The sequence below is a fragment of the Thermoleptolyngbya sp. C42_A2020_037 genome (assembly GCF_015272455.1).
GTDB lineage: Bacteria > Cyanobacteriota > Cyanobacteriia > Elainellales > Elainellaceae > Thermoleptolyngbya.
The window spans coordinates 176,866-202,981 of the sequence record NZ_JACYLP010000048.1 but is presented as its reverse complement, the minus strand read 5'-3'; the positions used below and the strand labels follow the sequence as shown (position 1 = coordinate 202,981).

Genomic DNA, 26,116 nt, shown 5'->3' with positions numbered 1-26,116 from the left:
TTGCTGTGGTTGAGGGGTTGGGGTCGTGGGTGTGGTCGTCATGGTCAACCTTGCCTCCGGGTGTAGTTTAGCCGCCCCCACCCCATCCGCCCCTCTTGTACGTCAGCCATCAGTCTTGTCCTTCACGCTCTTGTCCTGCATTTTGCGGTTGGCTATAAAACACCTGGAGTAGCCAGCGGTTAATCTCGCCGTCTTCTTCCGTCTGGCTGCGCTGGAGGGCTTCTTCCACAAGGGCGATCGCCAGTCCCGGCAGCACCTCTGACTCGCGGATTTGCCGACTGCCCCCATCCGCCACTGCAAAGGCGATCACCTCACCCTGCTCCACATCCACCACCCAGTATTCCTGCACCCCCAGCCGCTCGTAGAGCAGGCGCTTGCGTCCGAGGTCATCGCTGAGGGTTGTAGAGGCCACTTCGATCACCAACTGCGGCGCGCCAAACTCGTTAACATCAATGGGCTGAGAAGACTTGGGTGGAATGCGGAACGCTGCCCCAATGTAATACGCCAGGTCAGGCTGACACTCGCGCACGCCTGGTTTGCGAAAACTGCCATTGGTAAAGCCTTTGAGGCGAATATTTTTGACCGTGCTGTAGAGACTGACGGTTTGGGCAAGAATTGTATTATCCTGACTATGCCCAGATCCAATCGGCATCGTCTCAATCCTCATCGAGTCAGCGTCGTAATAGAACCGGGCTTGTTCTAGTTCAGGGCGATCGCCCAGCGCCAGAAACGTCTCCCAACTCGCTTTGACCCACGCATCGGTGACCAGGTTTTGCGGTGCGGGTAAGGTATTCACCATTGGCTAAGGCTCCTTTGCGGGGCGACGTTGACCCATGCCAGTCTACCCTTCGACTGCGATGATCTCAGTGTACTCAAACTCGTTGGGGCTGCGACGCACTAGGTTGTAGGACTTGCCGTTGAGGGCGATCGCATCTGGCTCCACATCCGCCTTGGGCGAGTGATAGACCAGCACATACTGCCGTCCCAAGTGGGGCCCCATTTCTTCTGCCACCTCGCCGCGCCACTGGGTCTTGCTCACCAGCACCACCAGTTGATTAGCCAGTGTGGGGAGCGATCGCCCCACCTGCCGCCGATAGGTTTCGTCTAGGCTGCCAAAGGGCGAATCCATCACCATCGGGTAGTTGCCTGCATCCGGCGGCATTAGGTATCGGTTTTGCTGATCGCGGCGGCTCCAGTCGCGCACCCGGTCGATAATGGCGCCGATAAACGACAGACTCAAGACCTGGTTTTCTCCGGTCGAGGCCGGCACCAGCCGCTCTTGCCCGGTGGTGCTTTCGACTAGATGCAGCTCATACTTCTCCGTCAGGCGCGGCACATAGGGCGCAACCACGATCCGCTGAAAAATCTCCCGCACCCGTCGTTCTAGGTCGCTGCGAAACACCCGATCCACATTCGTCTGCACTTGCTTGAGACGGGCGATCGCCTCTTCGGTGGCGGTAATCCGGCGCTGCGTCTGGGTCTGTCGCGCTTCCGTCGCCTGGTGTTTTTCGATCTGTCGCCGCAGATCCTCAATCTGCTGGCTCAGGTCTTTCACGCGCTGGTCGTTTTCGCCCTGCTCCCGGTTCAACGCCTGAATTTTCGCGTCAATGTCTTCATGGCGCTTTTCCAGGTTGCGGATATCTTCGAGGGGGCTATTGCGGAGTTGCTCGTGGATGGTGTCTAGCTCCGTCTCGATGCGGGATAGGGTCTGGCGCAGCTCACCGATCTTGCGCTGCTCCTCGTCTACGGTTTGCCAAAAGACTGGAATCTGGCGGGCGATCGCCTCCATCTGCGCCCCCATGCGGATCACCGTCTCCTCCACGTCTGCCAGCCCCGCCCGCTCTAGATATGCTTTCACCTGATGGTGATGGTCGCTGCCAGCCTCTAGCACGGTGCCACAGATGCAGCGCTGGCGATCGAGCAGATCTTGCACAAACTGCTGCTTGATATCAGCAGGCAATTCGCCGCGCTGGCGCAGGCCTTGCTCTAGCGCCCGAAACTGGGCGATCGCCCCCGGCAGCAGCACCGTATAGCCCCGCGTCGAAAGGGTCGATTTCAGCCGCACTCGACATTGCTCCAGGGCATCTCGCACCGACTGCTTCTGGCTTTCTAGGTCATCGCGCCGCTTTTGCTCTGCCCGCACCGCCTCCGACTCGCGTAGTGCGTTTGCCACTGCCTGCCGCTGACGTTTGAACTGCTCAATTTCTGACTCAATCTCGCCCTGCCGCGCTGCGATTTGCTCCCGCTCTTCCTCCAGCGTTTGCTTTTGCTGCACCAGCGTTTGGGTCTCCGGGTCGCCAAACCGTTCCAGTTCTTTTTCTAGGGTTTTGCGGGCCTCTCCCAAATGGCGAATGGCGCGGGTCAACACCTCCACCCCCAACAGGGCCTTGGTGGCCTCGGCAATCTCCGTTTTCTTATTCGAGCGCACGATTTGCTCAATCCGCTCTCCATCAAAGAAGAAGTATTGATGCAAACTCACGGGCAGAATGCGCCCAATTACGTCATCTAGGTGCTGCTCAGAAATTCGCCAGCGCCCATCTTCCCCAGCATATTTCAGCGATAAGTCGCTCCTAGTCGGCACAATCTCCCCAGTGTCAGTCCGATAGGCACGGCAGGAACGACGGATGCGATATTGGGTAGCGCCATGCTCACAGGCCAATTCCACCCAGCATTCGACGGGTTCATTAACTGCTGCCTCTGCCAGCGCCCGCTTATTCACCAACTGATCCGGCGAGGCAAAGGCCGCCGTCGTCTTTTCATACAGCGCCCAAGTAAAGGCATTGAGCAGGGAGGTTTTTCCTGCCCCATTGTTGCCATGAATCACCGTTACCTTGCGATCGCCACTGGCAGACAGTCGTAGCTCTGGTGTAGTGCCATAAAACTGGCGGAAATTGTGCAACTGAATCGACAGCAGCCTCATTGCACCTCCTCTTTGACAATCTGCAAAATGTCATCGTTAATACCCATTGGATTCTTGAGATGCAGCTTGTCGTTCTCTGCTCTCAGCACTCGCGTGATCAAGCGCTTGACCTCCGGCGGAGCAGACTCAATCGGCTCCATCACAGAGTGAGCAGAAGAGGGGGCTGAGGACTGATCCGGCTGTTCTGAGGTCATGGTTCGTCGGAGGTTCGAGTGAGTTGCGGTGATTGGGCTATCTTGTCTATGGTTTGTCCATCGAATTTGTCTATCGAAAGTAGCCGTATAGTCAGCTTATCCGTTGGACTCTAGATCCAGGAACCCTTGGGAAGCAATGACGACTAGAATTGACTAAGATTTTAGACACTGGTGTTCATCATTATTCCCTTATGTCACTCCAGGACGCTAAAGAACAAGCCTTCAAATTGTCGCTAAGCGATCGGTTGACGCTGGTCAATCTCATTATTCAGTCACTTCAGCAGGAGCTTAACAAGCAGGTCAGCCAAACAGAGACAGCCGCGCAACCATCTACTGATATTCCTAGTAGTTCTATGCGGGGGCGTTTACGGGCAGAACGAACGGCTTTAATTGACCAAATGCGTGGATTATTGAAAACAGACAAGCCTGCTCCTACAGATGCTGAAGTCAAAGCCCTGTTGAAAGAGCGACTGGTCGAAAAGTATTCTCAATAATTTCTTAATGAGAGTTTTAGTTGATACGAATCTTATTTTGGATTTTTTACTGGAATCTGAGTAGTTGTTGTGTCGTGCTAGCAACCCAACCCTGCATTGGTGGGATCAGAACATTGGCAGGGATAGCATAGAGGTTACTAGCGGGCGTTCAAGGTTATCTATCATCCAGCAACTGCATCGATAAGTAGATAGACATTGTGATTTGTAGAATGTGCTAGCGTCAGCGTAACGCATCAAAGGCTTACGGAGTGGTGGATTGCGGCTACGCCTAATAGCGTCCTACAGGGCTGGGGCTTACAAGTCCAGCAGTCCATAGCGCTGCTGCAAGTCGAGCAGTTGGCTCCGTGCTTCGCCCGCGTTATCCGCCAGGTCGGCAAATTCCACAAAGCGGGTCAGTTCTTTTCTGAGTAAATTTCGCTCTACTTCTAAGGTTTCCCGCCCCAAATCGGGCGGCAACACAATCATGTCGAAAATGGTAGCGCGGCGTTTGCCCGGATGGGGTCGCAGCACTCGCCCCCGCCGCTGGATAAACTGCCGGGGGTTGCCGCTGCTGGCTAAGATCACTGCCGTTTCGATCGCCGGAATGTCTACCCCTTCATCTAGGCAGCGAATTGCCACCAGCCCTTGCAGTTCTCCAGTTTCAAACTGGTGCCGCAGGTCTTCGCGCTCGTCTAACGTGGTTTCAGCAGTGTAGGTGTTGACCCGATAGCCCAGGTCGCGCCCCAGCAGGCGGGTCACGGCTTCTAGCTGTCGCTGGCTTTCGGCGCTGGTGTCGTCTTCGACCGACCCGTCGCCGCAGTAAATCAGGGTATGGCTGGTGTCTAGGCGCGATCGCATGACCTCCCGCAGCGCCTCTAACTTATTCGCTGCTGCCCCCACCAGTCGCGCCCGCTGGTTGAGCAGTGCCGCCAGTCCCTCGTTTTCATCCGGGTCTTCCCCCATCGCCATCGCTCGCCCAATCCGCGTGGTCAATTCCGAATAGCGTTCTGTTTCTGATTCCGTCAGCTCAACCAAAATCGGGTAATACAAGTAGTGAACCAGCGCCCCCTGGGCGATCGCATCTTTCAGGGTAAATTCTGGCTCCAGCACCGGGCCAAAATAGTCCAGCAGCGCTTCTGTTCCCTGCTCGTCGAAGTAGCGTTCTGGGGTGGCCGACAGTGCCAACCGCAGCCCGATGTTGCTCGGCAGGCTGGCGGCCAACCGTCTGGCTCCTAGATTATGGGCTTCATCGCCCACGATCAGGGTTCTCTTGGGAAAGTAAGGCAGTTGTGACTGAAAACCATCGGTGATCAGTGTAGCGTTGGTCGTGATCACGGTCAGAAAGGGTTGATGACCAGCCTTAACGTTATAAAGCTGATTAGATAAGCAACCCTGCCACTGATGCCGGCTCTCGAACACCAGGAGGGGGTCGGTGATGCCAAACTTGCGGCATTCCCGCGCCCACTGCTGCACCAGATGCCGATAGGGGCAAATGATAATCAGCGCTTGCAGTTGAATCGCTTGATAGAGTTTTGCGGCGATCGCCAGCGCCGTAATGGTTTTGCCGCTGCCCGTCGCCATCTTCAAGGTGCCCCGACCGTTGTTGGCAAACCAGTTGGCGATCGCCTGCTGCTGGTAGGGGCGCAGCGTCAGCCAGAAGGGCAGGGTGGGGATGCCCGCTGGCTGCTGGGGGCGATGGATGCTCTCAAACTCATAGCTGCCGCTCGACGATGCCACCTTTGGTTCTCGCGTTGGCGCTTCGGATGGGCAGCGTTGGAGGAGCGATCGCCGCGCCGCTTCTGGAAAAGCGAGCACCTCTAGGTTGGGCGTTTCGTTGTCCCATAGCCGCTGAAAATCCTCCGTTTTTTCTGCAATGCGCTCCGCATCGCCAACCTGCCACGAACGGAAGACATCGATGCATTCAAAATTGTCGCTAAGGGCATTGGCGCTTTCATTGGCAGATCCCGTGAAGACGATCTGGTGGCCCGACGCATCACTAAAAATGCCCAGCTTCTCGTGATAAATTCCTCGTCGCCGGATGTTGCAAGGAACTGCCAATTTGATTTCTAAAACTTCATTCCTCAGCAGCCAGGCCAAGCAAGCGAGACGATCCTGAACGACCTCTTCAAACTCTTGATCCAGCTCTCGCAACAGCGCCTCTGTAACCGCGTCCTGCCGCTGTTTTAGCCCCTGTTCGATCGCCCGAATGTCTTCATCTGATAAACATGGGGACGCAATCAGGCGCATTTTCCCGCCCGTTTTCACAAGCGCGGCTAGCCCCTGAGCCGCCAGCACCAGAGACGTGCTGGAGAAGAAACCGACGGCACGATCATAGGCGATCGCTCGCTCCAAACAGGGAATGTAGAAGTCTGCCAGCAGGTTGTGGCGATCGCTGCGATACTGATTTCGCAATGAGAGGTCTTTGAGGCCCATACCAATTGTGGATACAGCGTTTTTGCAGCCAGTGAGGTATGTTGATCAGCAAATAGACCAACCATGAGAAACGCACTCGTGACCAACTTTCGCCACTGTTCAAGCTGCTCGTAACCTGTTTGCGATTTTGGGTTGCCAGTCAAGCATCTAGGAGGCTTTCAGCAATCTTAATTCATTGCTCTATTTACTCTATCTATCTTTATCTACTTGGAAAAATTGACATAACGGGCTGCCAGTTCTGTTTGGCTGATGCTCGATCGAGCATAGACCCGATCGGCGACTTGCGCGAGTCGGCGCATCGCTTCAACCAGTTCCGACTCGGAAGCAGTGAGGCTAATCCGGAAGCATTCCTGCGTGTGCGTCCAGTCCTCTTGCAAACCGGGGAAAAACGGGCTACTAGGGACGACGATAACTCCTGCCTGCTTGAGATGCTGATAAAACTCCCAATCGCTCATTGGCAAATCCTTGAGCCAGAGCCAAGCAAAGATCGCCCCTTCGCCCCGATGCAAGAACCAGGGCAGGTTTGTGGGCATGGCCTTGTCTAGCGTAGCCTCTAGGGCGGCAAATTTCTGCTGATAGTGGGGACGGATGACCTGTTCAGAAATCGCTGCCAGCCGACCAGAGCGAATGGCGCGGGCGGCGATCGCCTGTCCATAGCGGGGCGAATGCAGGCAGAGATTGGTGAGAAATGCCTCTAAGTGTTGAATCACCCGCTCGTCGCCAATGGCAATGCCCACGCGCTCACCAGGCAATCCTGCTTTTGAGAGGCTGGTGCAATGAACAATATTCGGGCCAAAAATCGGGGTCATCTCGGTGAAATTCAAACACGGGAACGGCGGCGCATAGGCCGAATCGACAAACACAGGCACATCGTAGGGTTCCGCCATTGCCGCGATTTTCCGCACCTCGTCATCTGTCAGCACGTTGCCCGTGGGGTTGCAGGGCCGCGAAAACAGCACAAAGCCCGTGGTTGCGTTGATTTCAAGCTGGTCAAAGTTGGGGCGATACTTGAAGCGATGGGCAGTGGCATCGATCTCTAAACGGGGGCAATAGGCCCGCAGCGCTTCGGGAATCAGCGTCACACCGCCATAGCCTGTATAGTCCGGGCTAAGGGGCAGCACGATCTGCTTCAGCCGTCCGTCGGTGGTATAGCCGCCTAGCGCGTTTGCTGCCAAAAAGTAGAGCGACTGGCTACCAGGGGTGATAAGAATATTGCGATCGCCCAAATTCAGACCATATCGCTGGTTATAGTCTGCCACTACCGCATCAATGAGCGGCTGATAGCCCTGGCTGGAGCCATAGCGACACACCACTTCGCCATATTCAGGGCTGTCCAGCAGTTCCATCGTACAGTCGCGCCAAAGCTGTTCCACCTCTGGCAAAATCACCGGATTGCCCGCACTCAGGTTAATAAACTCGCGTCCCTGGGCAGTTCGCAGCGTTTCGATAATGTCTTTCATAATCGCCCGCACCCCGGTCAGGTGGGACATCTGTTCGCCAAACTGAGTGAGAGATGGAAGCATAGGCGGGTATGGGATGAGGAAGATGGCTCCGAAACGCTGAGTTGGAAAGGGATCGACGGGATGTAGAGAGAGGCAAGGTGCAACTGATTCCTCGCGCCTGATTCTCGACTCCAGATTTATGTCCAGATTTATGTAATGTGCGCGACAAAAGGGCTTCTGTCAATCCGACAGTTGGGGCGATTTTTGGATGGAATTGTTCTGGGCGGCGGGCAAACTTGAAAGATAGGAGGGCGATCGCCCCTGTTTCTAACCCAAACCGCCCAGCCCAACTTGTTCCACCAAAGCGGAGGCCAGCAGGGCGCTGCCGATGGGCACAGTGAGGTTATCAATGCCCCATTTTGAGAAAGTTTCGAGAACCGTCGCGGCGATCGCCACCAGGGCCGCCACGCCCCACAGCGCCGAGGTTCCCTGAGAAATTCCCAGCACCAGCCCACCGACTACAAAACTCGCCAGCGCCATCGTCAGCGTCCCTTCCCAGCTTTTTTCGATGTCGCCAATTTTGTAGCGGCGTTGCCCCAAGGACTGGCCCACCAGCGCCGCCAGCCCGTCGCCCCACGCCATGATTAAAATGCCCAGCGCAGCATAGTGCGGACGCACCTGCCAGAACAGGGCAATCAGCACGCCGATGCTGACGGCATAGAAAAAAGTGCCTAGGCTCTTGCGCCCGACGCTGTTGATCCCAGGCAGAATCGGGAACCGATAGGACACCAGCGCCACCAGGCTAAACAACACCGAAAAGCTCAGCCCCACCCAGGGCGGAATCTTGAGCCACCAGGCAATCAGAATCACGTTACCGGTGCCGATGTGGACGATTTTGCGGACGGTTTCCGGCTCGACTAGCTGAAACCGATTTAGCCCTTCTGCCAGCAGCGTAATTCCCGCCACCCACAGCGCCGCCGCCGCCAGTTGCAGCCACAGCGGCGGAGCAGATGCATACCAGGGGAGGGCACTCAGCAAGGGTTATCCTTTGGTGGAATATCTGGTGGAGTATCCATCCGGCGAGCCACGCGGCAACTAGGCCATGACCTGATGGGCGATCGCCTCCACCACGTTCGTCAGCGGGTTGTTGGGATACTTCATTGTAAAAATACCCGTGCTGGCCAGCACCATCATGTCGTCCGAATGGGGCAAAATGCCTGCCACAGGCGCATCGTAGGTTTCCTCAATGCGCTGCTTGAGTTGGTTGAAATCCAGCACTTGCGGAGCCTTGTTCACGACGATCAGCAGCTTGGGCACTTCTAGCTTGCGGGCCACATCCACCGTCACCGCTGTCCCCTGATAGTCCTGCTGGTCGGGACGCAGAATCAGCACCAGCACATCGGAAATCGTAATCGACAGCAGCGTTTCCTCGTTTAGTCCGGGGTGCGTGTCGATAAACAGATAGTCGAGCTTGAGGGTTTCGATCAGTTCCCGAAAGCCCTCATTCAGCAGCCCCACGTCGTAGCCCTCGCGCAGCACGCGGGCGATTTCTCCTGCTTTGACGCTGGAGGGAACGAGATACACCTTACTGCGATCGCCCCCTTTGCCCTCCAGCACCGAAGTCACATCGTAGGCCACATCGGAAATCGAGCGTCGTCCCCAGAGATAATCGTTGAGCGATCGCTCCATGTCGTCTTCGCCAAAGCCAAACAGGACGTGGATTCCGGGGGACTGAATATCGGTATCTACAATGCCCACGCGATAGCCCTGCCGCGCAATCATAGTGGCCAGATTTGCGGTCGTGTTGGACTTTCCGGTGCCGCCTCGGTAGGAGTGAACGGAAACCACTTTGGACATGAAAAACCTCGAAGAAAATGCGTCGGCGGGGCGGGTAGGAAATGGTAGACCCGGAAATGATAGATCGGAAATGGCGGGTACTGGCAGTCGATACAGATCAATACAGACCGCTCGATTCGATGCAGTTTTGATGCAGTAAAGAGCAATACAGGCAATCGCTCAATCCTGGATGCTGCTAGTATCCGTCTGCTTTGGCAAGGCGGAGGGTTTCACCCTGATAATTTTCCAGCCAGTAGCCCTGCTCGTCACGATGAACCTGGGTTTCCCACAGGGGAATTTTGCCCAGTTTCGTGGTGACGATATATTGGGGCACGGCAAACCCGGTGGTGTGACCCATTAATCCTCGCATGATTTCTCGCCCTTTTTCCACACTGGTGGCGAAGTGCGACACGCCCGTCACGTTGTCGCAATGATAGAGATAGTAAGGGCGGACACGGATTTTGAGTAGCCCGTGCAGGAGCGATCGCATGGTCTCTAGGTCATCGTTGATGCCCTTCAGCAACACGCTCTGGTTTTGTACTGGGATGCCATGCCGCAGGAGGCGATCGCACGCTTCAGCCGCTTCCGGCGTGATCTCCTTGGGATGGTTGAAATGCGTATTTAGCCAGATGGGGTGATATTTCTCCAGCATGGCGCAAAACGCTGGCGTAATCCGCATCGGCAGCAGCACCGGATAGCGGCTGCCAATCCGAATAATCTCTACGTGGGGAATCTTCCGCAATCGGGAAATAATCAGCTCCAGCTTTTCGTCCGAATAGGTCAGCGGGTCACCGCCCGTCAGCAGCACATCGCGAATTTCGGGATGGCTAGCGATATAGTCAAAATCCTGCTCCCAGGAGGCGGCTTCGCTGGTTTCAAAATAGGTGCCTTCTAGGTCGGTCGTGTGAAACTTGCGGGTGCAGTGGCGACAATACACCGCGCAGACCCCCGTCACCAGCAGCACAATGCGGTCGGGATATTTGTGAACGACGCGGTTGGTTTTGCGATAAATCGTGTCGCCGACCGGATCGGGTTCTGCCCCAGGAAAAGACTGAAACTCTTGCAGCGCGGGAACCGACTGGAGGCGAATCGGACAGTTGGGATCGTTGCGATCCATCAGTGAGGCATAGTAGGGCGTGATGCTCCAGCGATATTTCCCCGCCGAAGCCCGGATCGCCTCCGCCTCGTTGGGTGTAACGTTGACCCACTGCTGCAAGTCTTCGAGGGTCTGGATGCGGTGCTGAAGCTGCGATCGCCAGTCTGACCAAACCAAGTCCTGTGTTTTCGGCATGGATGAATTTCCCTGATTTCAGCCCGAATTTACGAAAAAACTTTAATCCCGGAGATTTGCGCGCCTTTCTTATGTCAATTCTCTGAAGTGGCGCTACGACTAAAATTGTTGAAAGCCCCCACCAGGCTCAACTACCCATCCAAAATCGCAAATCCAAAATCGAGAATCGACATTCGCCCTTTAAGGGGTCTCTATCTTGCTGCCCTGATATCTTGCTGCTAGCTCAGACGGCTAACCGAGCCAGGAGCGTTTGCTGGAGTTTCAGCGCGTCGGTCTGACTCGCCGCCAGAACCACATAGCCCACCTGATGTTGGTCGAGGGCGGCGCTGTTGGTAATCACCACGCCCCAGCCCGACGGTTGTGGAAACAGCAGATCGGCGATCGCCCTTTCCAGGTCAGCCCAGTGGCTCACCGCAGGACAGGGCGCACTGGTGCAACTGAGCAGCGTCGCCGTTTGCGCCCGCCGCTCTCCCAGCAAAAACTGGGCCAATTCATACACATGCGTTCCTCCAGTGCGGCGGGCATTTACCTCCAACAGGTATAGGGTTCCCGCATCATCCACAATTCCATCGAGATCGAAGTGCCCAATGTAGCCCATCGCTCGAAGTTTTTGAGCAATTTCTAGGGCGGCCGCGCTCAGGTCGGCATACCAGGGCGCGTTGCTCCAGTCCGGGCTGACCATTTCTCCGGCATAGGCCCCCGACGGCAATACCTGCTGAGCGCAAATGGCAATTAGGTAGGGCGGTTCCGACGGGTTAGCAGGCACAACCACCTCCGCCGAAGGCGAAAGCCCCTGAGCGCTGGGAATGAGCGCTTCTACAATCAGCAGATCTCCGGCGTAGTAAGGGTTCTGCTGGAGGGTGGCGCAAATTTCCGCTAGTTCGAGAGCGGCTTCCGGGCGAAACACCGTATGCCCAATGCCCAAAAAGCCCGTATTGGCCTTGACGATGCAGCCCTGACCGCGCTGAAGAAACGTGTGGGCGATCGCCCCTGCTTCTTCCACACTCCGCGCCACATAGCCCTCCGGCAGCCAATTCCCCATCCACTGCCCCACCAGCATCCGAAAGCCTAGCTTTGTCTGCACATACTCCCGCAGCCACAGCCGATCGGGGGCAGGACTTTCCGGCAAGTACACCGTCAGCCCGTGCGCCTGTCGCAGCAGATCCGCCAGCTTGTGAACCGCAGGCGTAGTGGCGTAGGGAATGAGTTGCAGTGCGCCCGCATCGTCTGCAAAATCTACGATCCGCTGGAGCAGCGCAGGCTCTCGCAAAATATCGGCACAGATGGAATCTGAGGGATGCTCCGGGCAGGCGTGCTGAAGCTGCGAATAGCCCAGCCGATCTTGCAAATAGTCCACATGAGCAACGGGCGCTTCGGTGATCACCAGCTTGCGATCGCCCAGCCACAAGAGCGATCGCTCATTGGCCACGCGAAACCCCCGAATCAGCGCCTCCCGCTTCGCCAGATCTGGCTCTCGATAGAGCAGATAGCCGTTTGCCTCTAGCGTATTGCCCAGAATGACTAAGGGAGTGGTAGATGCGAGCATGATTGGAATTGAGCAGGTGAATGATGACACAGACCGGTCATATAACAACAGGCTGACGCAGTTCGATTTCCTAAATTCCCCCGCAGATGCGCCGCTTTACTTGAAATCGGGAGACCTCCGGAGCAGTTCGGCTCCCCCCTTGTGAAGGGAGACTACGGGGGGAACAGGCTGAGAGTCCCCAAGGTGGTAAGTTCTGAACTCACCTCAAATTTATTCTTCCATTGGCCGATTTCGCAGCTTCCGCGCCTTCACGACCAAATCCTGAAAGAAATCGGTTTCTACGATTTCCTGCACCTGCTTTTGACGTTTTACCTGATCGATTTCGATTTTGAGGCTGGCGACCTGCTGTTTGAGGGATTCTTCTCGTTGGCGCACCTTATCCACCATGAGTTGAAACACGCGAGCAAGGGTAGAAATTTCGTCCTGCACCTCGCTTTTGCTCAGCGCAGTGAGATCCTGGCTATAGTCGCCTTCCCCGATGCGCTCGGCGGCGGCGGACAGTTCCTTCAGCGGGCGAGACAAAATGCCCGACAGCAGGTAGACCAGGCTAAACAGCGTGCCGTAGGTTGCCAAAAACGACAGCAAAAGGCGATCGCGCAATTGTTGCTGCACCTCGAATACGTGATCGGCTTCGATGTCGGCTCCCAGCACAGCGACGATTTTTCCGCTCTTGTCGCGGATGGGGGTGTAGGCGGAAATCCAGCTTCCCCACTGGTCAGTGTAGAGGTCGCGGTTGACCGTTTCGCCCGCCTGAAAGGCCCGCAGCGAATAGGACGAGGGCTTATCGGGTTCCAAAAACGGCAGCGCCCGTTCTGGCAAAAATCGCCAGAGGGAATCCACCAGGTATATCACCTCCAGTTCATCGCCTGTCGTGGCCGGTTTGCCGATGCGGCGGTTTTCGCTCGGCTTCCCCAGGATGAAGCTGTAGGCGTAAACATTGGGCGAAATGCGGTGCGCGGTTTCAAACCATTCCAACTGGTGCAGATAGCGCGGATCGTCTGAAAAGCCCTCTGCGTTGCGTTCGCCCGTTTTATACAGTGCCAGCAGTTCCTCTGCGTCGATGTCGTGGGCAGTGCCGATGGCGGTACTTTCCAGATCCTGCTTGAGGCGGGCGATCGCCTTTTCGGTGGAAAAGTTGTAGAACCACCAATACACCACCGCAAAAACCGTGCTGAACACCAGCGTAAAGCCCGTGAGCAGTTTCCAGCGGAGGCTCCAAAAGCGCTGTTTCTCCGCCAGTTTGGCAGCAGATGCAGAGGAGGTGATCTGGCTCATGGCAACCTTTTGCACGCTAAAACTCCAGTTTGTCGAGGACGCTCTTGCCGCGCTGACGACGCTTTAGCCGCCAGTTGAGCAGGCTTTTGTCATACACGGCTCGCATTTGCAACACGGCCCACAGCGACAGCAGCGCCATTAGCCCAGCAACGCCCAGATACAGCAGGTGGGGAGGCAGGCGATCGCCCCGCCCCAAGCGCCCCACTAGCAAGATGGTTCCTGTCATTAGCGCTCCCAGAATACTGCCCAGGGAAACCAGGTAGCTATCTAGAAACAGGCTCACCCGCCCCCGCCGCTCCTCTGGAACCAGCCCAGCAAACGCTTTACGAGCGGTTTCATCGATGCTGTACTGAGGGAGTTTTTGCAGCGACACTCCGGCGATCGCCCCGCCCAGTCCCGGCATTGCCAGCATCGCCGAAGCGCCTAGCAGGCTGCTGACGGGCTGAACCAGGAACAGATCCTTAAGCTGGAGATGGGTAATCAGCCGCCGGGTCAGGAAGGTCTGGATGCCCAGATAGGCGATCGTGCGCCCCAGCGTGAATAGGCTGAGGAAGGTTTGGTAGGTGCCCGCATTGGCGATCGCCCCGCCCGACACTGCATAAAATCGGTATTCCACAATCGTTTCGCAGACGATCATCGCCAGAATGGAAACCATCAAATAGCGGAACGCAGGCACCTGGCTAACAAACTCCCAGCCCTCAGACAGGGCTTCGCGCAGAGTTTCCGACTTTTGCTGAATCTGCCGCAATTTGGTGTCCTTCAGCCCCATTTCCAGCCCTACATACATCAGAAAATAGAGCAGGATATTCAGCATCAGCAGTTCCTCTGGCTTGATCTGCAAATGCAAAAATAGCCCCGGCGACAGCGCCGTAACCCCGATGCCTGCAAGGCTGCCTGCAAATCCCAGGCTGCCCAATAGGGGAAATAGCCGCTTGCTCTGCGCCACGTCAAACACATCGCTCGACAGCACCCAAAACGCCATCGGGAAGAAAATCAACTGCTGATCCGACAGCAGATAAAACAGCCCGTAGTTCAGCCAGGCGGGAGTTCTCAGCAAAAACATCAGCCGCAGCACCATGAACGACAGCGCCAAAATCGCGCTGATGCCGCGCACCATCGTCAGTCGATCAAACCGATCGACCCAGAGAGACTGTAATCCCGTCATGGCGATGGTAATCAGGCTGCTGAGAACCAGCACCACCAAAAATTGCGACGGCCCCACGTCTACCAGAAAGTTGCTCAGGGAGGCGATTTCCGACACCTTTTGGGCGAGGGCATTGGCAAACAGCGCAAAGCCCAGCGTCAGCACCAGCCTGGTTTCGTCGGCTCGCACGTTCAGAAATTGATTAACATTCAAGGGCATGGCAAGGGCATGGGTGATTCCGCAGTTCTGGGAGGATTCCGACGAAAGCCAGCACAGGGTCGCGATCGCGGAGATGCAGGGCGAACCTTGCCCAAAGCTCCAGGCATATTCGCTGACGGCATATTCGCTGACAACGCTCTTGGCGGCCCAACTTGGGCTTGATCCAGAGTTCCCTGCAAGCTGCACGGGCGATCGCCACCGGAGAGGCACCCCTACATCACGACGCTGCGTAGATGAAGTTCGCAGTCTGTCCTATTTCGTAGGTTGCCCGGAATCGGAGCGAGTTCACCAGCCTGACAACAAGCTTTCGTGAAGGAACGCGCCTCCAGAATTGGGGATTTGAAGCCCGGTGTTTAGGAATGGGTGGGTTGCAGACTCCTGGCTGATTCCAGCAGGCTCCACAGACGCGGGTCTGTGAAGTCTTGAACCACCAGCAGCGTCCCCAACTGGCTTAGTTCTTCTGCCGAGTGAGTCGCTGCCACACCCACCGTGGGAATGCCCGCACCCACCGCCGAGCGAATCCCAGAGGGCGAATCCTCAAAGGCGATCGCCTCGGTTGCCAACACGCCCAGACGGTTCAGCGCCGTTTGGTAGGGCAGCGGATCGGGCTTGCCCTTGGGCAACTCATCACCTAGCACCACTACCGAAAACAGCGGCTCTAGGTCCAGGGTTTTCATCATGAACGCTGCATTTTCCACGGGCGCATTCGTCACCACAGCCCGCTGCAACTCGTGATGCTGCATCCAGTGCAATACATCCCAGAGTCCCGGCGTTGGCTCCATGCCCGTGGCCCGTTCGCGAAATCGGGCCTCTTTTTCGGCACTCAGCTTTGCACCCGCCTCTGCCGATAAGTGCGGCAGCAGATCGCGGACAATCTGCTCATTCAGCCGCCCGCTGAAGTTGGCATCATAAAACTCGCGGTCGATTTCCATGCCCAACTCTGCCATCACCGCCTTCCAGGTTTGGTAGTGCAGCGGGTCTGTGTTGGCAACGGTTCCATCCAGGTCAAACAATAGTGCTTTCAACATGCCAAACGTCCCTCTGCCTGCGTCTTGCCACCCGCAGTATGACAGAAAGAGAGGCGGGGGATTTTGGGTTTTGGGTTTTGGATTTTGGGTTTTGGATTTTGGGCGATGCAAGTCAACAATCCAAAATCTAAAATCGGCAATCTAAAATCGCTTCATGCTTCGCTGGAGTCTGCCAGCACGCCGTGGAGAAAGATATCGGCAATGCCTTCGGCCATTTCCTGCATAGCGGCGGGGGAGGACTGTTCGGGCATGATGGTGTCTCGGCTAAAGCCAGCCACCGTAAACATTCCTAGAAATACCTGGGCAACCGTGCGCGGGTTCATACGGCGATAGATACCGTTGTCCATCGCGGTCTGAAAGAAGGCTTCGGCGACATCGGTCATTTTGCTGATGACTTCGGTCTGGATGCGATCGCGCAAATCGGGATGAAACTGTGCTTCCAAAAAGCACACCCGCAGCATGTCGGCGTTTTGGTGCAGGTTCAGCATTCGCTTTCGCATCACCTGGGCGATCGCCCTAGAGCTACCCATTTCGCTTAGTTCTGTCAGCAAGTCGGTGAGCAGTTCCACCCAGCCCTGCGTTACGACTTCGACCAAAATCGCCTTCTTGTTTTCAAAGTGTCGAAACAGCGTCCCCTCGGCCACACCTGCTTCGATTGCCAGATCGTGTGTCGTTGTGCCGTCATAGCCCCGCCGCGCAAACAGCCGCTGCGCCGCCCGCAGGATGCGCGTGCGCGTTTCGCCTTCGGTCTGGGGGGGTCGCTGAAACAGAGGCATAGCGCCAGTCGGAGGGGACGGGGAGCGGGGAGATGGAGGGAGTCGCGGGGTAAGTGGTCAAGAAATGGAAGACGGAAGGGCGATCGCCCCACCGCTTACCGCTTATCCGTATGCAACATTGTCGATCGGGAAACCCAGAAAAGACGCACCTGTTACAGAAATTAGAGATTAGGGCACTGATAAAGCCGCTTCTCTTCAATGTATTCACGCACGGCATCGGGGACGAGGGTGTCGATAGGCAGGCGATCGCCCACGCGCTGCCGAATTTGGCTAGAGGAAATGTCTAGCGGCGACAGGTCGAGCTGCTGCCAGCGGATGTCAATTCCCTGGGACTGGAGAATCTGGACGGTGGCGGCGAGAGTGGCAGCGGGAGTGGCGGCGGGGCTGAGGGGACGGCGCGGCGCAACCAGCCAGGTGCAGCGGGGAATGAGATCCTGACGACGATACCAGCGGGGCAGCGTGGCAAAGGCATCCTGCCCGATAATCCAAAACCATTGATTATCGGCAGCTCCGATTTCATGATTGTTACTTATATATTTATATTGCGTGTATTGCGTTTCTAGCTGGTGGAGCAGGTCGATGGCGTAGGAGCGATCGCCCGCTGTTTTGGGATCGACGCAGCAGAGCGCAAAGGACTGGTGAGGCGCGATCGCCCGCTTCACCAGTTCCAGTCGATGGGCGATCGCCACCAAATCCTGTCCCTGACGATGGGGCGGCACCACCGCAGGAATCCACAGCACTCGGTCGAGTTGCGCCTGGCGCAAAGCAGACTCCGCGATATGTAGATGCCCAAAATGGGGTGGGTTAAACGTGCCTCCAAAAATGCCCAGACGTTGCATAGGGGTTTGAAATCACGGGCACGATATCTCCAGCCTGTCCGAATCTTGTCCTGAAATCAGGCTTGTCCCAAAATCAGGCTTGTCCCGAAATCAGGAACGTGAGCGCTGTATTCATCAGTATTGCCAGAGTATTGCCAGATGACAGAACTGCCGAGCGGCAGACTTGCCCGCTCCTGCCATTATCAGGGGTCGCCGTTATCAGGGTCATTCGATGGGCGCGTCGGGGTGTACCCCATTGCTTTGCTACTGCTTGGCGACAAGGTGCGTCGGGGCGATCGCCCAATCCAGCCATTCCCTTAGACTGTGGTATGCCTCAAGACAGGCTTAAAGATTCAGCAATTTCAGCAATTACTGTAATAAATTTGGGAATCTTGAGTAAGATTGTGTAAATTCCAAGCTGCCTTTGAGCAATCAGCAGTTTTCCAAATCTTTGTGGTGCGACAAGACAGAATTCTCTAATGCTGAGTTCTCTGGGCTGATTTCTCCGAAAATTAGGGACTGATTAAGCAATCCGGGCATGGTTTCGGGGTGTACTGATTAAGAATTAGGAGGATTAGGCAAAGCAGGATTTTAATCCACCTTGCAAGGACGAAGAGCAGGACAGATTTTGCATTGTCTTGCCCCCGCTGAACGCTCTATCGACAGTTAGTCAGGGGCTTCAGATGGTTCCCGAATGGTGATTTCAAGGAGTTTCTCAACCCAACTAAATGAGTCTCTGAACTAGATTTTTGCAATTATTCAAGGCAATATCTTAGAGGCAAGTTTTAGATCGACAGGCCGGCTGACTTTTTACTTGACTCTTTTTACAAAGTGCTGCAACTTGGCAGTCACTATTGGCAGTCATTAAGTGGGGGAAACCACCTAGTTCTTAATTGATTCTTACGGACGATGCTCCGTTTTAGTCGTCAACCCCATTTGGCTCAAAAAATTAATCAACCCTTTATTTGAGCCATTCAGCCCCTTGATCAATACTCCTGATCAGGACGTGCATCGCCCCTTAGCTATCCCGAAAAAGTAATTCTTGCTATGATATCGCGTGACATTGTGTGGTGTGGTGTAGAAGGAGTGAGGACGTTGAATCCTGTTGATTTTAGCGGTATGCCGTTCCATTTCATCGGCATCGGCGGTATTGGCATGTCGGCGCTTGCCTACATCCTAGCCAAGCGGAACCTGCCCGTTTCTGGGTCAGATATCTGCCTAAACGATATCACTCGACGATTGCAGGCAGAAGGCGCTCACATCTTTTTGAGCCAAGACGCTTCTAACCTAGAATTTTTTGGAGCGGATGCCAACGGCAAAGCAGTGGTGCGGGCTGTTCCCGAAGAAGCTGGCAATCTGGCCGTTGTTAGCATTGGTGCAGAACCCGTTGCTCGTGGGGCGATCGCCCCGCATCCCCTGCCTGTTTCCCATCTGTTGCCGCAGGTCATCTGTTCGACCGCAATTAACCCCAATAACTCTGAATATCGGGCAGCGCTGGACTTGGGCTGTCCGATTTTTCATCGTTCTGACCTGCTGGCGGCGCTGATGCAGGAGTATCGGGGCATCGCCGTTGCGGGCACCCACGGCAAAACCACCACCAGCAGCATGATCGGCTATCTGCTGCTGCGGGCAGGAATTGACCCAACGATTGTGGTCGGGGGCGAAGTTAGCGCTTGGGAAGGCAATGCGCGGTTAGGGCAGGGCGAATATCTGGTGGCTGAGGCGGATGAGTCGGATGGGTCGCTGGTGAAGCTGGCGGCTGAAATCGGTGTAATTACTAATATCGAGCTAGATCACCCCGATCATTACGCCACGGTGGATGAAGTCGTCAAAACCTTCCAGGCGTTTGCTGATAACTGCAAGGTGCTGGTGGGCTGCTGGGATTGTGACCTGCTGCGGACGGAAGTGCCGCCGCATATCAGCTACAGCCTCAATCCTGCCTTGGGCGCTGATTACACAGTGGATCAGGTGGTGTACGGAGCCGCAGGCACGACGGCCCGCGTGTGGGAGCGGGGCACGCTGCTGGGCACGCTGAAGCTGACGGTGCTGGGTCGCCACAACCTGAGCAATGCCCTGGCGGCGATCGCTGTGGGTCGCCATCTCAACCTGGAATTTGACCAAATCGCCACGATTCTCAAGAGCTTTCAGGGGGCCCGTCGTCGGTTCGAACTGCGCGGCGAAGCCAACGAAATTCTCTTCATCGACGACTACGCCCACCACCCCAGCGAAATTCAGGTGACGCTGGCGGCGGCGCGGCTGCGGGTCGAGTCGTTTGCCAGCGAGCAGCGGCGCGTTGTAGCCATTTTCCAACCGCACCGCTATAGCCGCACGCAGGTCTTTTTGGAGGAATTTTCCCGATCCTTTGGCGATGCTGATCTGGTCATTACAACCGACATCTACAGCGCTGGCGAAGTCAACACGACGGGCATTTCTGGAGAAGACTTGGCAACGGCGATCGCCCAGCACCATCCCAACGTCATTTACCAGCCCACGCTGAATGACGTGTCTGCCTTCCTGACCCGCGCCCTCAAGCCGGGGGACTTGGCGCTGTTCCTGGGTGCGGGCAACCTGAACCGGATCATTCCAGAACTGGTGTCTGCCCATCAAACCCTAGAAGCCCAGAACGCACTGGCAAGCTATCAGTCTGCCTAAAAGTCTGCTTAAAGCTCTATCAGTCTGCCTAAAAGTCTGCCTAAAACGGTCGTCTTCCGACAGCATAGCGGTCAGTTCTGGGGTCGATGCTGGGGTCGATGCTGGGAGCTTCTGGCGCAGATTCTCGCAGGGGTGCTTTGGGCCCGGTTCAATCCGGGTTTAAACTGAAAAGCGGCATGATCAAGACGGTGCAGCAAGAAGCCGTCTGCGGTTCTGCCGTGCTCAGAGTCTTGATCCGGGGTCTTGTTCCGGAGTCTTGGCTCAGAGTCTTGTGCGCTTTAGCGTCTGCACTGCGTTTCCTCAGGTTATGACATTGGCCAACCCAGTCCCTCAGCCCAGTTTTGAACATCGCGTTCCCTTTACGCCCGTTGGTGCAACCTGTGCGGTTCGCCCGATGGTCTCTCTAGCCGGGTTCACGTCTTACCGAGTGGGTGGGCCAGCGGAATGGTTTGTCTCGCCGCGCACCTTGGAGGACTTGCGGGCGTGCTTTGCCTGGGCAACGGCGGAAGGGCTACCCCTCACGCTGCTGGGGCTGGGGTCTAACCTGCTGGTGAGCGATCGCGGCTTGCCAGGACTGGTGATCTGCACGCGCCACCTACGCCAGACTCAGTTTGACGAGGCAACCGGACGACTCATCGCGGCTGCTGGAGAGCCGATTGCTCGTCTGGCCTGGAAAGCAGCCGATCGGGGCTGGGCGGGGCTGGAGTGGGCCGTGGGCATCCCCGGCACCGTTGGCGGCGCAGTAGCCATGAACGCGGGCGCACACCAGGCTTGCACCGCCGATATTTTGGTGAAGGCTCAGCTGGTGACGCAAACGGGTGAAACGCAGGAACTCTCGCCAGCGGATCTAGGCTTTCGCTATCGCACGTCCATTCTTCAAGGCGATACCAGCCGCCTAGTGACCCAGGCAACCTTCCAGCTTCGTCCCGAGGTAGGCGCAGCGGCGGTTACGGCTGAAACTCGCGCCTGCCAAGAGCGCCGCCATTCTACCCAGCCTTACCACTTGCCCAGTTGCGGCAGTGTCTTTCGCAATCCAGATCCGTACACATCGGGCTGGCTGATCGAGCAAACAGGTCTAAAAGGCTTCCAGATTGGCGGGGCGCAGGTGTCGCCTATGCACGCAAACTTTATCGTGAACCTGGGTAATGCCACCGCCAGCGACGTGTATCGCGTGATTCGGCACGTCCAGGAAAAAGTGTCCCAGCGCTGGGACATCATGCTGGAGCCAGAAGTGAAGATTTGGGGAGAATTTTAGCGGCTCACGACACGCTAGAACCCGTCAGGGTCGGTCGGGGCGATCGCACTCTTCAGCGGCGACGGCAACTGCGGGTTGTTTGCCCCTAGTAGCCCGTTGCCCAAATCAGGATTTGCCGTGCGGATCTGGCGCATCAGCGTCGCCATCTCGATCGCGCTCATGGCGTAATCCCAGCCCTTATTGCTCTTGATGCCTGCCCGCTCCAGTGCTTGCTGCATCGAGTCCGTTGTCAACACGCCAAACACGACCGGCACACCCGTTTGAAACGAGGCAGCCGCGATGCCCTTCGACACCTCGCCTGCCACATAGTCAAAATGCGGCGTTTGCCCTTTGATGACTGCGCCGATGCAGATGATCGCGTCGTAGCGGCGAGTCAGCGCCAGTTGCCGAGCGACCTGCGGAATCTCAAAAGAACCTGGCACCCAGGCATAATCGACCTGAGTGCCCTGCGGATCTGGATCAATGCCGTGGCGCTTCAGGCAGTCCTGACAGCCCTCCAGCAGCTTACCCGTCACCAAATCGTTGAACCGCCCAATCACGATGGCAAAGCGCAACGACTCGGTTTGGGTAAACGTTCCCTCAAAAACGGCCATGAATTTACCAGACTTGGTTTCTATACCACGAAATAATTCAGCACACCGACCACAATCACCAGCGCCACCCAGGCAAAGGAACCCAGGAATAGAAGCTGCTTGGACTGATCCCAGTTGCGGGGCGAAGCGTAGGCCACAGGCACTCCCACCACCATCACAAACGACAGCAAGACCAGAGCGGCAAGCGCAAGCTGGAACAAAATAGACATCGCGTTTCCTCCCAACACAGCTAAAGATGAAATGTTATAAGGCAGACTAGAAGCAAACCCCGTGCCCCAATAGCCCCAGTAGTTAAGCTATCAGAAATTGAACCCTCATGGATCTCATCCTCTGCCATACCACGGCTGATTTCGACACGCTGGGTGCGGCGGTTGGGCTGTCGCGGCTGTGGGCGGGGGCGCGGATTGTGCTGACCGGGGGCAGTCATCCTGCGGTCAAAGAGTTTCTAGCGCTACACCGAGATGAGTATGCGCTGATCGAGCGGCGGGCGGTGAATCCGGAAAAGATTCGGGCGATCGCCGTAGTAGACACACAATGGCGCGATCGCCTCGGTAAAGCAGCAGAATGGCTGGATCTCCCGGTTGAGATTACAATTTACGACCATCATCCAGAGGGGGGCGGCGATATTCCCGCCAAAACACGGCAGGTCGAGGCCGTCGGGGCAACCACGACGCTGATCGCGGAAGCTTTGCAGCAGCGCCAAATTCGCCTCACGCCTGCAGAAGCAACGGTCATGGCGCTGGGGGTTCATGTCGATACGGGGTCGCTGACCTACGACCATACCACCGTGCGCGATGCGGCGGCGCTCACCTGGCTGATGCAGGAGGGTGCGACCGTGCAGGCGATCGCCGCCTATGTAGAACCGGGTCTGTCGCCCCAGCTTCAAGACTTGCTGGCGATCGCCCTCGAGCAGATCCACACCGAAACCGTGCAGGGCTACCGATTGGCGTGGGTGCTGCTGCCCACGGCAGACTATATTCCCGGCCTCTCCAGCCTGGCCAGCCACCTGACCACGCTGACGGAAAGCGACGTGCTGCTGCTGGCGGCGCAGTATGGCCAAGTCGAATCGGGCAGGTCGGAGGAACACCTGAACGAGTCGCGTCTGACGGTGATCGGGCGCAGTCGCGGCGCAGTGGCAGACCTGGGGGCACTGTTCAAGCCGCTGGGTGGCGGGGGGCATCCCACGGCAGCGGCGGTAACGCTGCGAACGAGCGCTCCTCAAGCCACGCTAACGGAACTGGTGCAGCGGCTACGCACTGCGATTCCAACCCCGCCCACGGCCCGCAGCCTGATGTCGTCCCCCGTCCGCACCATTCGTCCCGATGTCACCATTGCCGAAGCCCAGCGAATTCTGTTGCGCTACGGGCATTCTGGTCTGTCGGTGGTAGACGAGCAGGATCGGCTGGTGGGCGTGATTTCTCGGCGCGACCTGGATATCGCCTTTCACCACGGCTTTGGCCACGCCCCGGTGAAGGGCTACATGACTACCAATGTCAAAACCATCACGCCCAGTACGCCGCTGCCAGAAATCGAGTCGCTGATGGTGACCTATGACATTGGGCGGCTGCCCGTGCTGGATGAGGGACGGCTCGTGGGCATCGTCACCCGGACAGATGTGCTGCGTCAGGTGTGGCAGCAGCGAGAAGCCGAGGCGCTGGATGGCATCACCAGACGCGGCGGCCTGTGTCCGCTGCCGGATGCGATTTGGGAAATGCTGGGCGATCGCCTCGTGCCTGCCCTGTGGGATATTTTGCGAGACACGGCCGACCTAGCCGCAGCGCGGGGCTGGCAGCTATACATGGTGGGCGGGTCGGTGCGCGATTTGCTGCTGCAAACCGATGGGCCGCTCCTGTTGCCAGACATTGACCTAGTTGTAGATGGCTTTCACCAGGCGGCCGATCAGGCGGCGGGCGTAGAACTAGCGCGATCGCTCCAGCAGCAGCACCCCGAAGCCCGCCTCCAGGTCCACGGCAAGTTTCAAACCGCCGCCCTCACCTGGCATCACCATCCCCAGCTTGACTCCCTCTGGATCGACATCGTCACCGCCCGCACCGAATTTTATCCCTACCCCGCCGCCAACCCCGAAGTCGAAGCCAGCTCAATTCGCCAGGATCTCTATCGCCGCGATTTCACCATCAACGCAATGGCAATTCGCCTGACCCAACCGCGCCGGGGAGAACTGCTCGACTTCTTTGGCGGCATTTTGGATTTGCGCGATCGCCAGATTCGCGTCCTCCACGCCAATAGCTTTATCGAAGACCCCACCCGCATCTATCGAGCGGTGCGCTTTGCTGTGCGCCTGGGGTTCACCCTCGACCCCCAAACGGAGGCGCAAATTCGCCATGCGATCGCCAGCGGGGTCTATTTTCGCATTCAGGAAGAAATGAACCGGGCCCCAGCGCTGCAAACCCGTCTGCGGCGCGAACTCAAGTTCATCCTGGAAGCGCCCTACTGGAAAGCCGCGATTCGGCAACTGGCTGACCTGGACGCGCTGCGCTGCCTGCACCCCGCCCTGACGCTGGATGCAGAACTGTGGCGGCAACTGCGGCTGGGCGATCGCTGGCTGACTCGGTTTGACCCTAACCATCGGCTAGAACACTGGCTGCTGCTGCTAGAAGTGGCGATCGCCCACCTGCCCCCCGATTCCCCCACAGACGCACCGGAACCTGCTGCACCCAACGATCCGTCTAGCGTCCGAGAGCGCATCGCCACTGGCCTCCAGCTTCCTGCCGATAGCATCCAGCGCCTCGCCAGCCTGCACGCCGTTGAAACTGCCCTGTCCAACTTCGAGCAATTGATGCAGCACGCTACCGAGCCGCCACGTCCCAGCCAGATTGTGCGCCATTTCGCCGCCTATGACCTGCCCACGCTGGCCCTGCTAACGGTTCGCAGCCCCCGCCCCCGCCGCCGCCTGATCTGGCACTATCTCACCGTCTGGTCGCAGGTGAAGCCGCCCCTCGACGGCAACGACCTCAAGCGCCTTGGATACAAACCCGGCAAGCAGTTCAAACCCATGCTAGATAGGCTGTTGGCGGCGACACTGGATGGCGAGTTGCAGGGCGACCCAGAGACCCTGCGCCAACAGGCAGAGCATCTCCTAGCTCGCCAATTTCCCCAGCGCTAGCGCTGCAAATCGCTGTAAATCGCTGTAAACATAGGAGCATCCCGGTCACGGTAGGATGGTAGGGAATGGTGAAGTATTCTAAACAACACGGCGGCTGTCCTTCACAAGCAACTCATGTCTGTCCTCTGGAAATGACTACCTAACAATCCGCAGTGATCCTCCCCACCACTCCGCCTATGACTCCACCTAACGACTCTGGCTCCAATCCCATCCCCTTATCCGACAGCCTCGACGTAGAGATGAACGGCAGCGGGGCCAGCAGCCATAGCAACCCGTCGCCCCCGGAATCATCTCAGGCAACGCTCCAAGAAACGACTCAGACAGCATCCCAGAAGCCGCCCCAAAAGCCGCACCAGCAGCTACCTCAGGGGGCGATCGCCGATGCAACAGGGGGAAAGCCCAAAACAACGATTATAGTTTCGCCAACCTCTGCGCCCCCATCGTCTGGCAAGGGCAGACAGGGCTGGCTAATCGCGTCGCTGCTGCTAACCTCTGTGGTTGCCGGGCTGGGGGGTGCCGCGTTGGGCTGGGCCATCCGCCACCAGTCCCAGCATCCTCATACCGGAGAGCCACCGGCCTTGCTCGATCCGTTCGTGAATAATGAGCAATCCTTTCCGCCGATCGAAGGCTGGGTGGGGGATGATCCAGTCAGGCGGTATTCCCCAGAAGCTTTTTCGGAAGAGGTGCTACCCGAAGCGCCACCGCACACAGCACCGATCCGAGAACGACAGTTCCAGGAATCTCCTCCAATCCAAAGCCGTCGCCAGATTCCGGAGGAGTTCGCCGACCCGCTGAGCCTTCCCCCAGTCGAGGAACCGGCCTGGGCCGCTCCAGATACAGTTCCCGTGGAGCCACCTCCTCAAATTTCACAGCCCCCGGCCCCTTCCCGGTTTTCGTCTGAGCCTGCTCCGCCTGAACCTCCCCCTCCTGTGCAAGCGCCGCCGCTCTCAGACAGCATCCACAAAACCAAACCCAGTTCCGACATACCCGAACCCCCTCGACAAACTCAGTCCGTCGAAATCCCGGTTTTGCCAGCCCCCTCGTCGCCGCCATTCCCCTAGCCCCTCCGGCCCCTGCCTTTTTTGGACTGCTCAGAG

The 26,116-nt window shown here is 57.1% G+C and carries 21 protein-coding genes; 5 read left to right on the top strand and 16 right to left on the bottom strand.

Features of this window, described 5'->3' with window-relative positions:
• Nucleotides 1–109: 109 nt before the first annotated feature.
• From IGS16_RS17130 to IGS16_RS17120, 3 genes are read right to left on the bottom strand one after another with little or no spacing between them, the layout of a single operon-like run.
• Nucleotides 110–799, bottom strand: coding sequence for a Uma2 family endonuclease (locus IGS16_RS17130; RefSeq protein ID WP_297087468.1), 690 nt, complete (start codon nucleotides 797–799; stop codon nucleotides 110–112).
• A gap of 42 nt (nucleotides 800–841) precedes the next feature.
• Nucleotides 842–2,920 carry an AAA family ATPase gene (locus IGS16_RS17125; protein WP_297087466.1) on the bottom strand — a complete coding sequence of 693 codons (2,079 nt, stop codon included), beginning with the start codon at nucleotides 2,918–2,920 and terminating at the stop codon, nucleotides 842–844.
• Complete coding sequence (locus tag IGS16_RS17120; RefSeq protein WP_297087464.1) at nucleotides 2,917–3,114, bottom strand: hypothetical protein; 198 nt, start codon at nucleotides 3,112–3,114, stop codon at nucleotides 2,917–2,919. Before IGS16_RS17120 ends, IGS16_RS17125 begins: the two co-directional genes overlap by 4 nt.
• 191 nt (nucleotides 3,115–3,305) lie before the next feature.
• On the opposite strand from IGS16_RS17120, the gene IGS16_RS17115 reads away from it, so the two are divergent.
• A complete protein-coding gene (locus IGS16_RS17115; RefSeq protein WP_367185816.1) occupies nucleotides 3,306–3,608 on the top strand; it encodes a hypothetical protein in 303 nt (100 codons plus the stop codon).
• Nucleotides 3,609–3,902: 294 nt separating this feature from the next.
• Here the strand turns inward: IGS16_RS17115 and IGS16_RS17110 are convergent, their stop codons facing one another.
• The 11 genes from IGS16_RS17110 to nadD all read right to left on the bottom strand — a co-directional run bounded on the left by IGS16_RS17110 (nucleotide 3,903) and on the right by nadD (nucleotide 17,416).
• Nucleotides 3,903–5,324: a DNA phosphorothioation system restriction enzyme gene (locus IGS16_RS17110; protein ID WP_367185815.1), complete on the bottom strand. Its 1,422-nt coding sequence runs from the start codon at nucleotides 5,322–5,324 to the stop codon at nucleotides 3,903–3,905.
• A gap of 899 nt (nucleotides 5,325–6,223) precedes the next feature.
• Complete coding sequence (locus tag IGS16_RS17105) at nucleotides 6,224–7,543, bottom strand: valine--pyruvate transaminase (RefSeq protein ID WP_297087458.1); 1,320 nt, start codon at nucleotides 7,541–7,543, stop codon at nucleotides 6,224–6,226.
• Between the two features lie 246 nt (nucleotides 7,544–7,789).
• The gene (locus IGS16_RS17100; RefSeq protein ID WP_367185809.1) at nucleotides 7,790–8,500 is read right to left on the bottom strand and encodes a diacylglycerol/polyprenol kinase family protein; all 711 of its coding nucleotides are present in this window, start codon (nucleotides 8,498–8,500) and stop codon (nucleotides 7,790–7,792) included.
• A 57-nt stretch (nucleotides 8,501–8,557) separates the two neighbouring features.
• The gene (locus IGS16_RS17095) at nucleotides 8,558–9,319 is read right to left on the bottom strand and encodes a MinD/ParA family protein (RefSeq protein WP_297087456.1); all 762 of its coding nucleotides are present in this window, start codon (nucleotides 9,317–9,319) and stop codon (nucleotides 8,558–8,560) included.
• Between the two features lie 175 nt (nucleotides 9,320–9,494).
• On the bottom strand, nucleotides 9,495–10,589 hold the full coding sequence (gene blsG / locus IGS16_RS17090) for an arginine 2,3-aminomutase (RefSeq protein WP_297087454.1): 1,095 nt from the start codon (nucleotides 10,587–10,589) through the stop codon (nucleotides 9,495–9,497).
• 223 nt (nucleotides 10,590–10,812) lie between these two features.
• The gene (locus tag IGS16_RS17085) at nucleotides 10,813–12,135 is read right to left on the bottom strand and encodes a hypothetical protein (RefSeq protein ID WP_297087452.1); all 1,323 of its coding nucleotides are present in this window, start codon (nucleotides 12,133–12,135) and stop codon (nucleotides 10,813–10,815) included.
• Between the two features lie 210 nt (nucleotides 12,136–12,345).
• Complete coding sequence (locus IGS16_RS17080; RefSeq protein ID WP_297087450.1) at nucleotides 12,346–13,425, bottom strand: HAMP domain-containing protein; 1,080 nt, start codon at nucleotides 13,423–13,425, stop codon at nucleotides 12,346–12,348.
• A gap of 1 nt (nucleotide 13,426) precedes the next feature.
• A complete protein-coding gene (locus tag IGS16_RS17075) occupies nucleotides 13,427–14,983 on the bottom strand; it encodes a hypothetical protein (RefSeq protein ID WP_297087448.1) in 1,557 nt (518 codons plus the stop codon).
• A gap of 143 nt (nucleotides 14,984–15,126) precedes the next feature.
• A complete protein-coding gene (locus IGS16_RS17070) occupies nucleotides 15,127–15,801 on the bottom strand; it encodes an HAD-IA family hydrolase (RefSeq protein WP_297087446.1) in 675 nt (224 codons plus the stop codon).
• Between the two features lie 152 nt (nucleotides 15,802–15,953).
• Nucleotides 15,954–16,577 (bottom strand): TetR/AcrR family transcriptional regulator, encoded by a 624-nt coding sequence (locus IGS16_RS17065; protein WP_068508874.1) that lies wholly within the window; start codon nucleotides 16,575–16,577, stop codon nucleotides 15,954–15,956.
• 161 nt (nucleotides 16,578–16,738) lie between these two features.
• A complete protein-coding gene (nadD, locus tag IGS16_RS17060; RefSeq protein ID WP_297087444.1) occupies nucleotides 16,739–17,416 on the bottom strand; it encodes a nicotinate (nicotinamide) nucleotide adenylyltransferase in 678 nt (225 codons plus the stop codon).
• Between the two features lie 1,098 nt (nucleotides 17,417–18,514).
• Between nadD and murC the strand changes: the two genes are divergently transcribed.
• Both murC and murB read left to right on the top strand, forming a co-directional pair.
• Nucleotides 18,515–20,047, top strand: a complete 1,533-nt coding sequence (gene murC, locus IGS16_RS17055) for a UDP-N-acetylmuramate--L-alanine ligase (protein WP_297087693.1) — start codon at nucleotides 18,515–18,517, stop codon at nucleotides 20,045–20,047.
• A 307-nt stretch (nucleotides 20,048–20,354) separates the two neighbouring features.
• A complete protein-coding gene (murB, locus tag IGS16_RS17050; RefSeq protein ID WP_297087442.1) occupies nucleotides 20,355–21,302 on the top strand; it encodes a UDP-N-acetylmuramate dehydrogenase in 948 nt (315 codons plus the stop codon).
• 14 nt (nucleotides 21,303–21,316) lie between these two features.
• Here the strand turns inward: murB and ribH are convergent, their stop codons facing one another.
• Both ribH and psbZ read right to left on the bottom strand, forming a co-directional pair.
• Nucleotides 21,317–21,895 (bottom strand): 6,7-dimethyl-8-ribityllumazine synthase, encoded by a 579-nt coding sequence (gene ribH / locus IGS16_RS17045; protein ID WP_297087441.1) that lies wholly within the window; start codon nucleotides 21,893–21,895, stop codon nucleotides 21,317–21,319.
• Between the two features lie 20 nt (nucleotides 21,896–21,915).
• The gene (psbZ, locus tag IGS16_RS17040) at nucleotides 21,916–22,104 is read right to left on the bottom strand and encodes a photosystem II reaction center protein PsbZ (protein WP_068508879.1); all 189 of its coding nucleotides are present in this window, start codon (nucleotides 22,102–22,104) and stop codon (nucleotides 21,916–21,918) included.
• Between the two features lie 107 nt (nucleotides 22,105–22,211).
• Here psbZ and IGS16_RS17035 point away from each other — a divergent pair, with 107 nt between their 5' ends.
• Complete coding sequence (locus IGS16_RS17035; RefSeq protein ID WP_297087439.1) at nucleotides 22,212–25,019, top strand: CBS domain-containing protein; 2,808 nt, start codon at nucleotides 22,212–22,214, stop codon at nucleotides 25,017–25,019.
• A gap of 176 nt (nucleotides 25,020–25,195) precedes the next feature.
• The gene (locus IGS16_RS17030) at nucleotides 25,196–26,080 is read left to right on the top strand and encodes a hypothetical protein (RefSeq protein WP_297087437.1); all 885 of its coding nucleotides are present in this window, start codon (nucleotides 25,196–25,198) and stop codon (nucleotides 26,078–26,080) included.
• Nucleotides 26,081–26,116 lie beyond the last annotated feature (36 nt).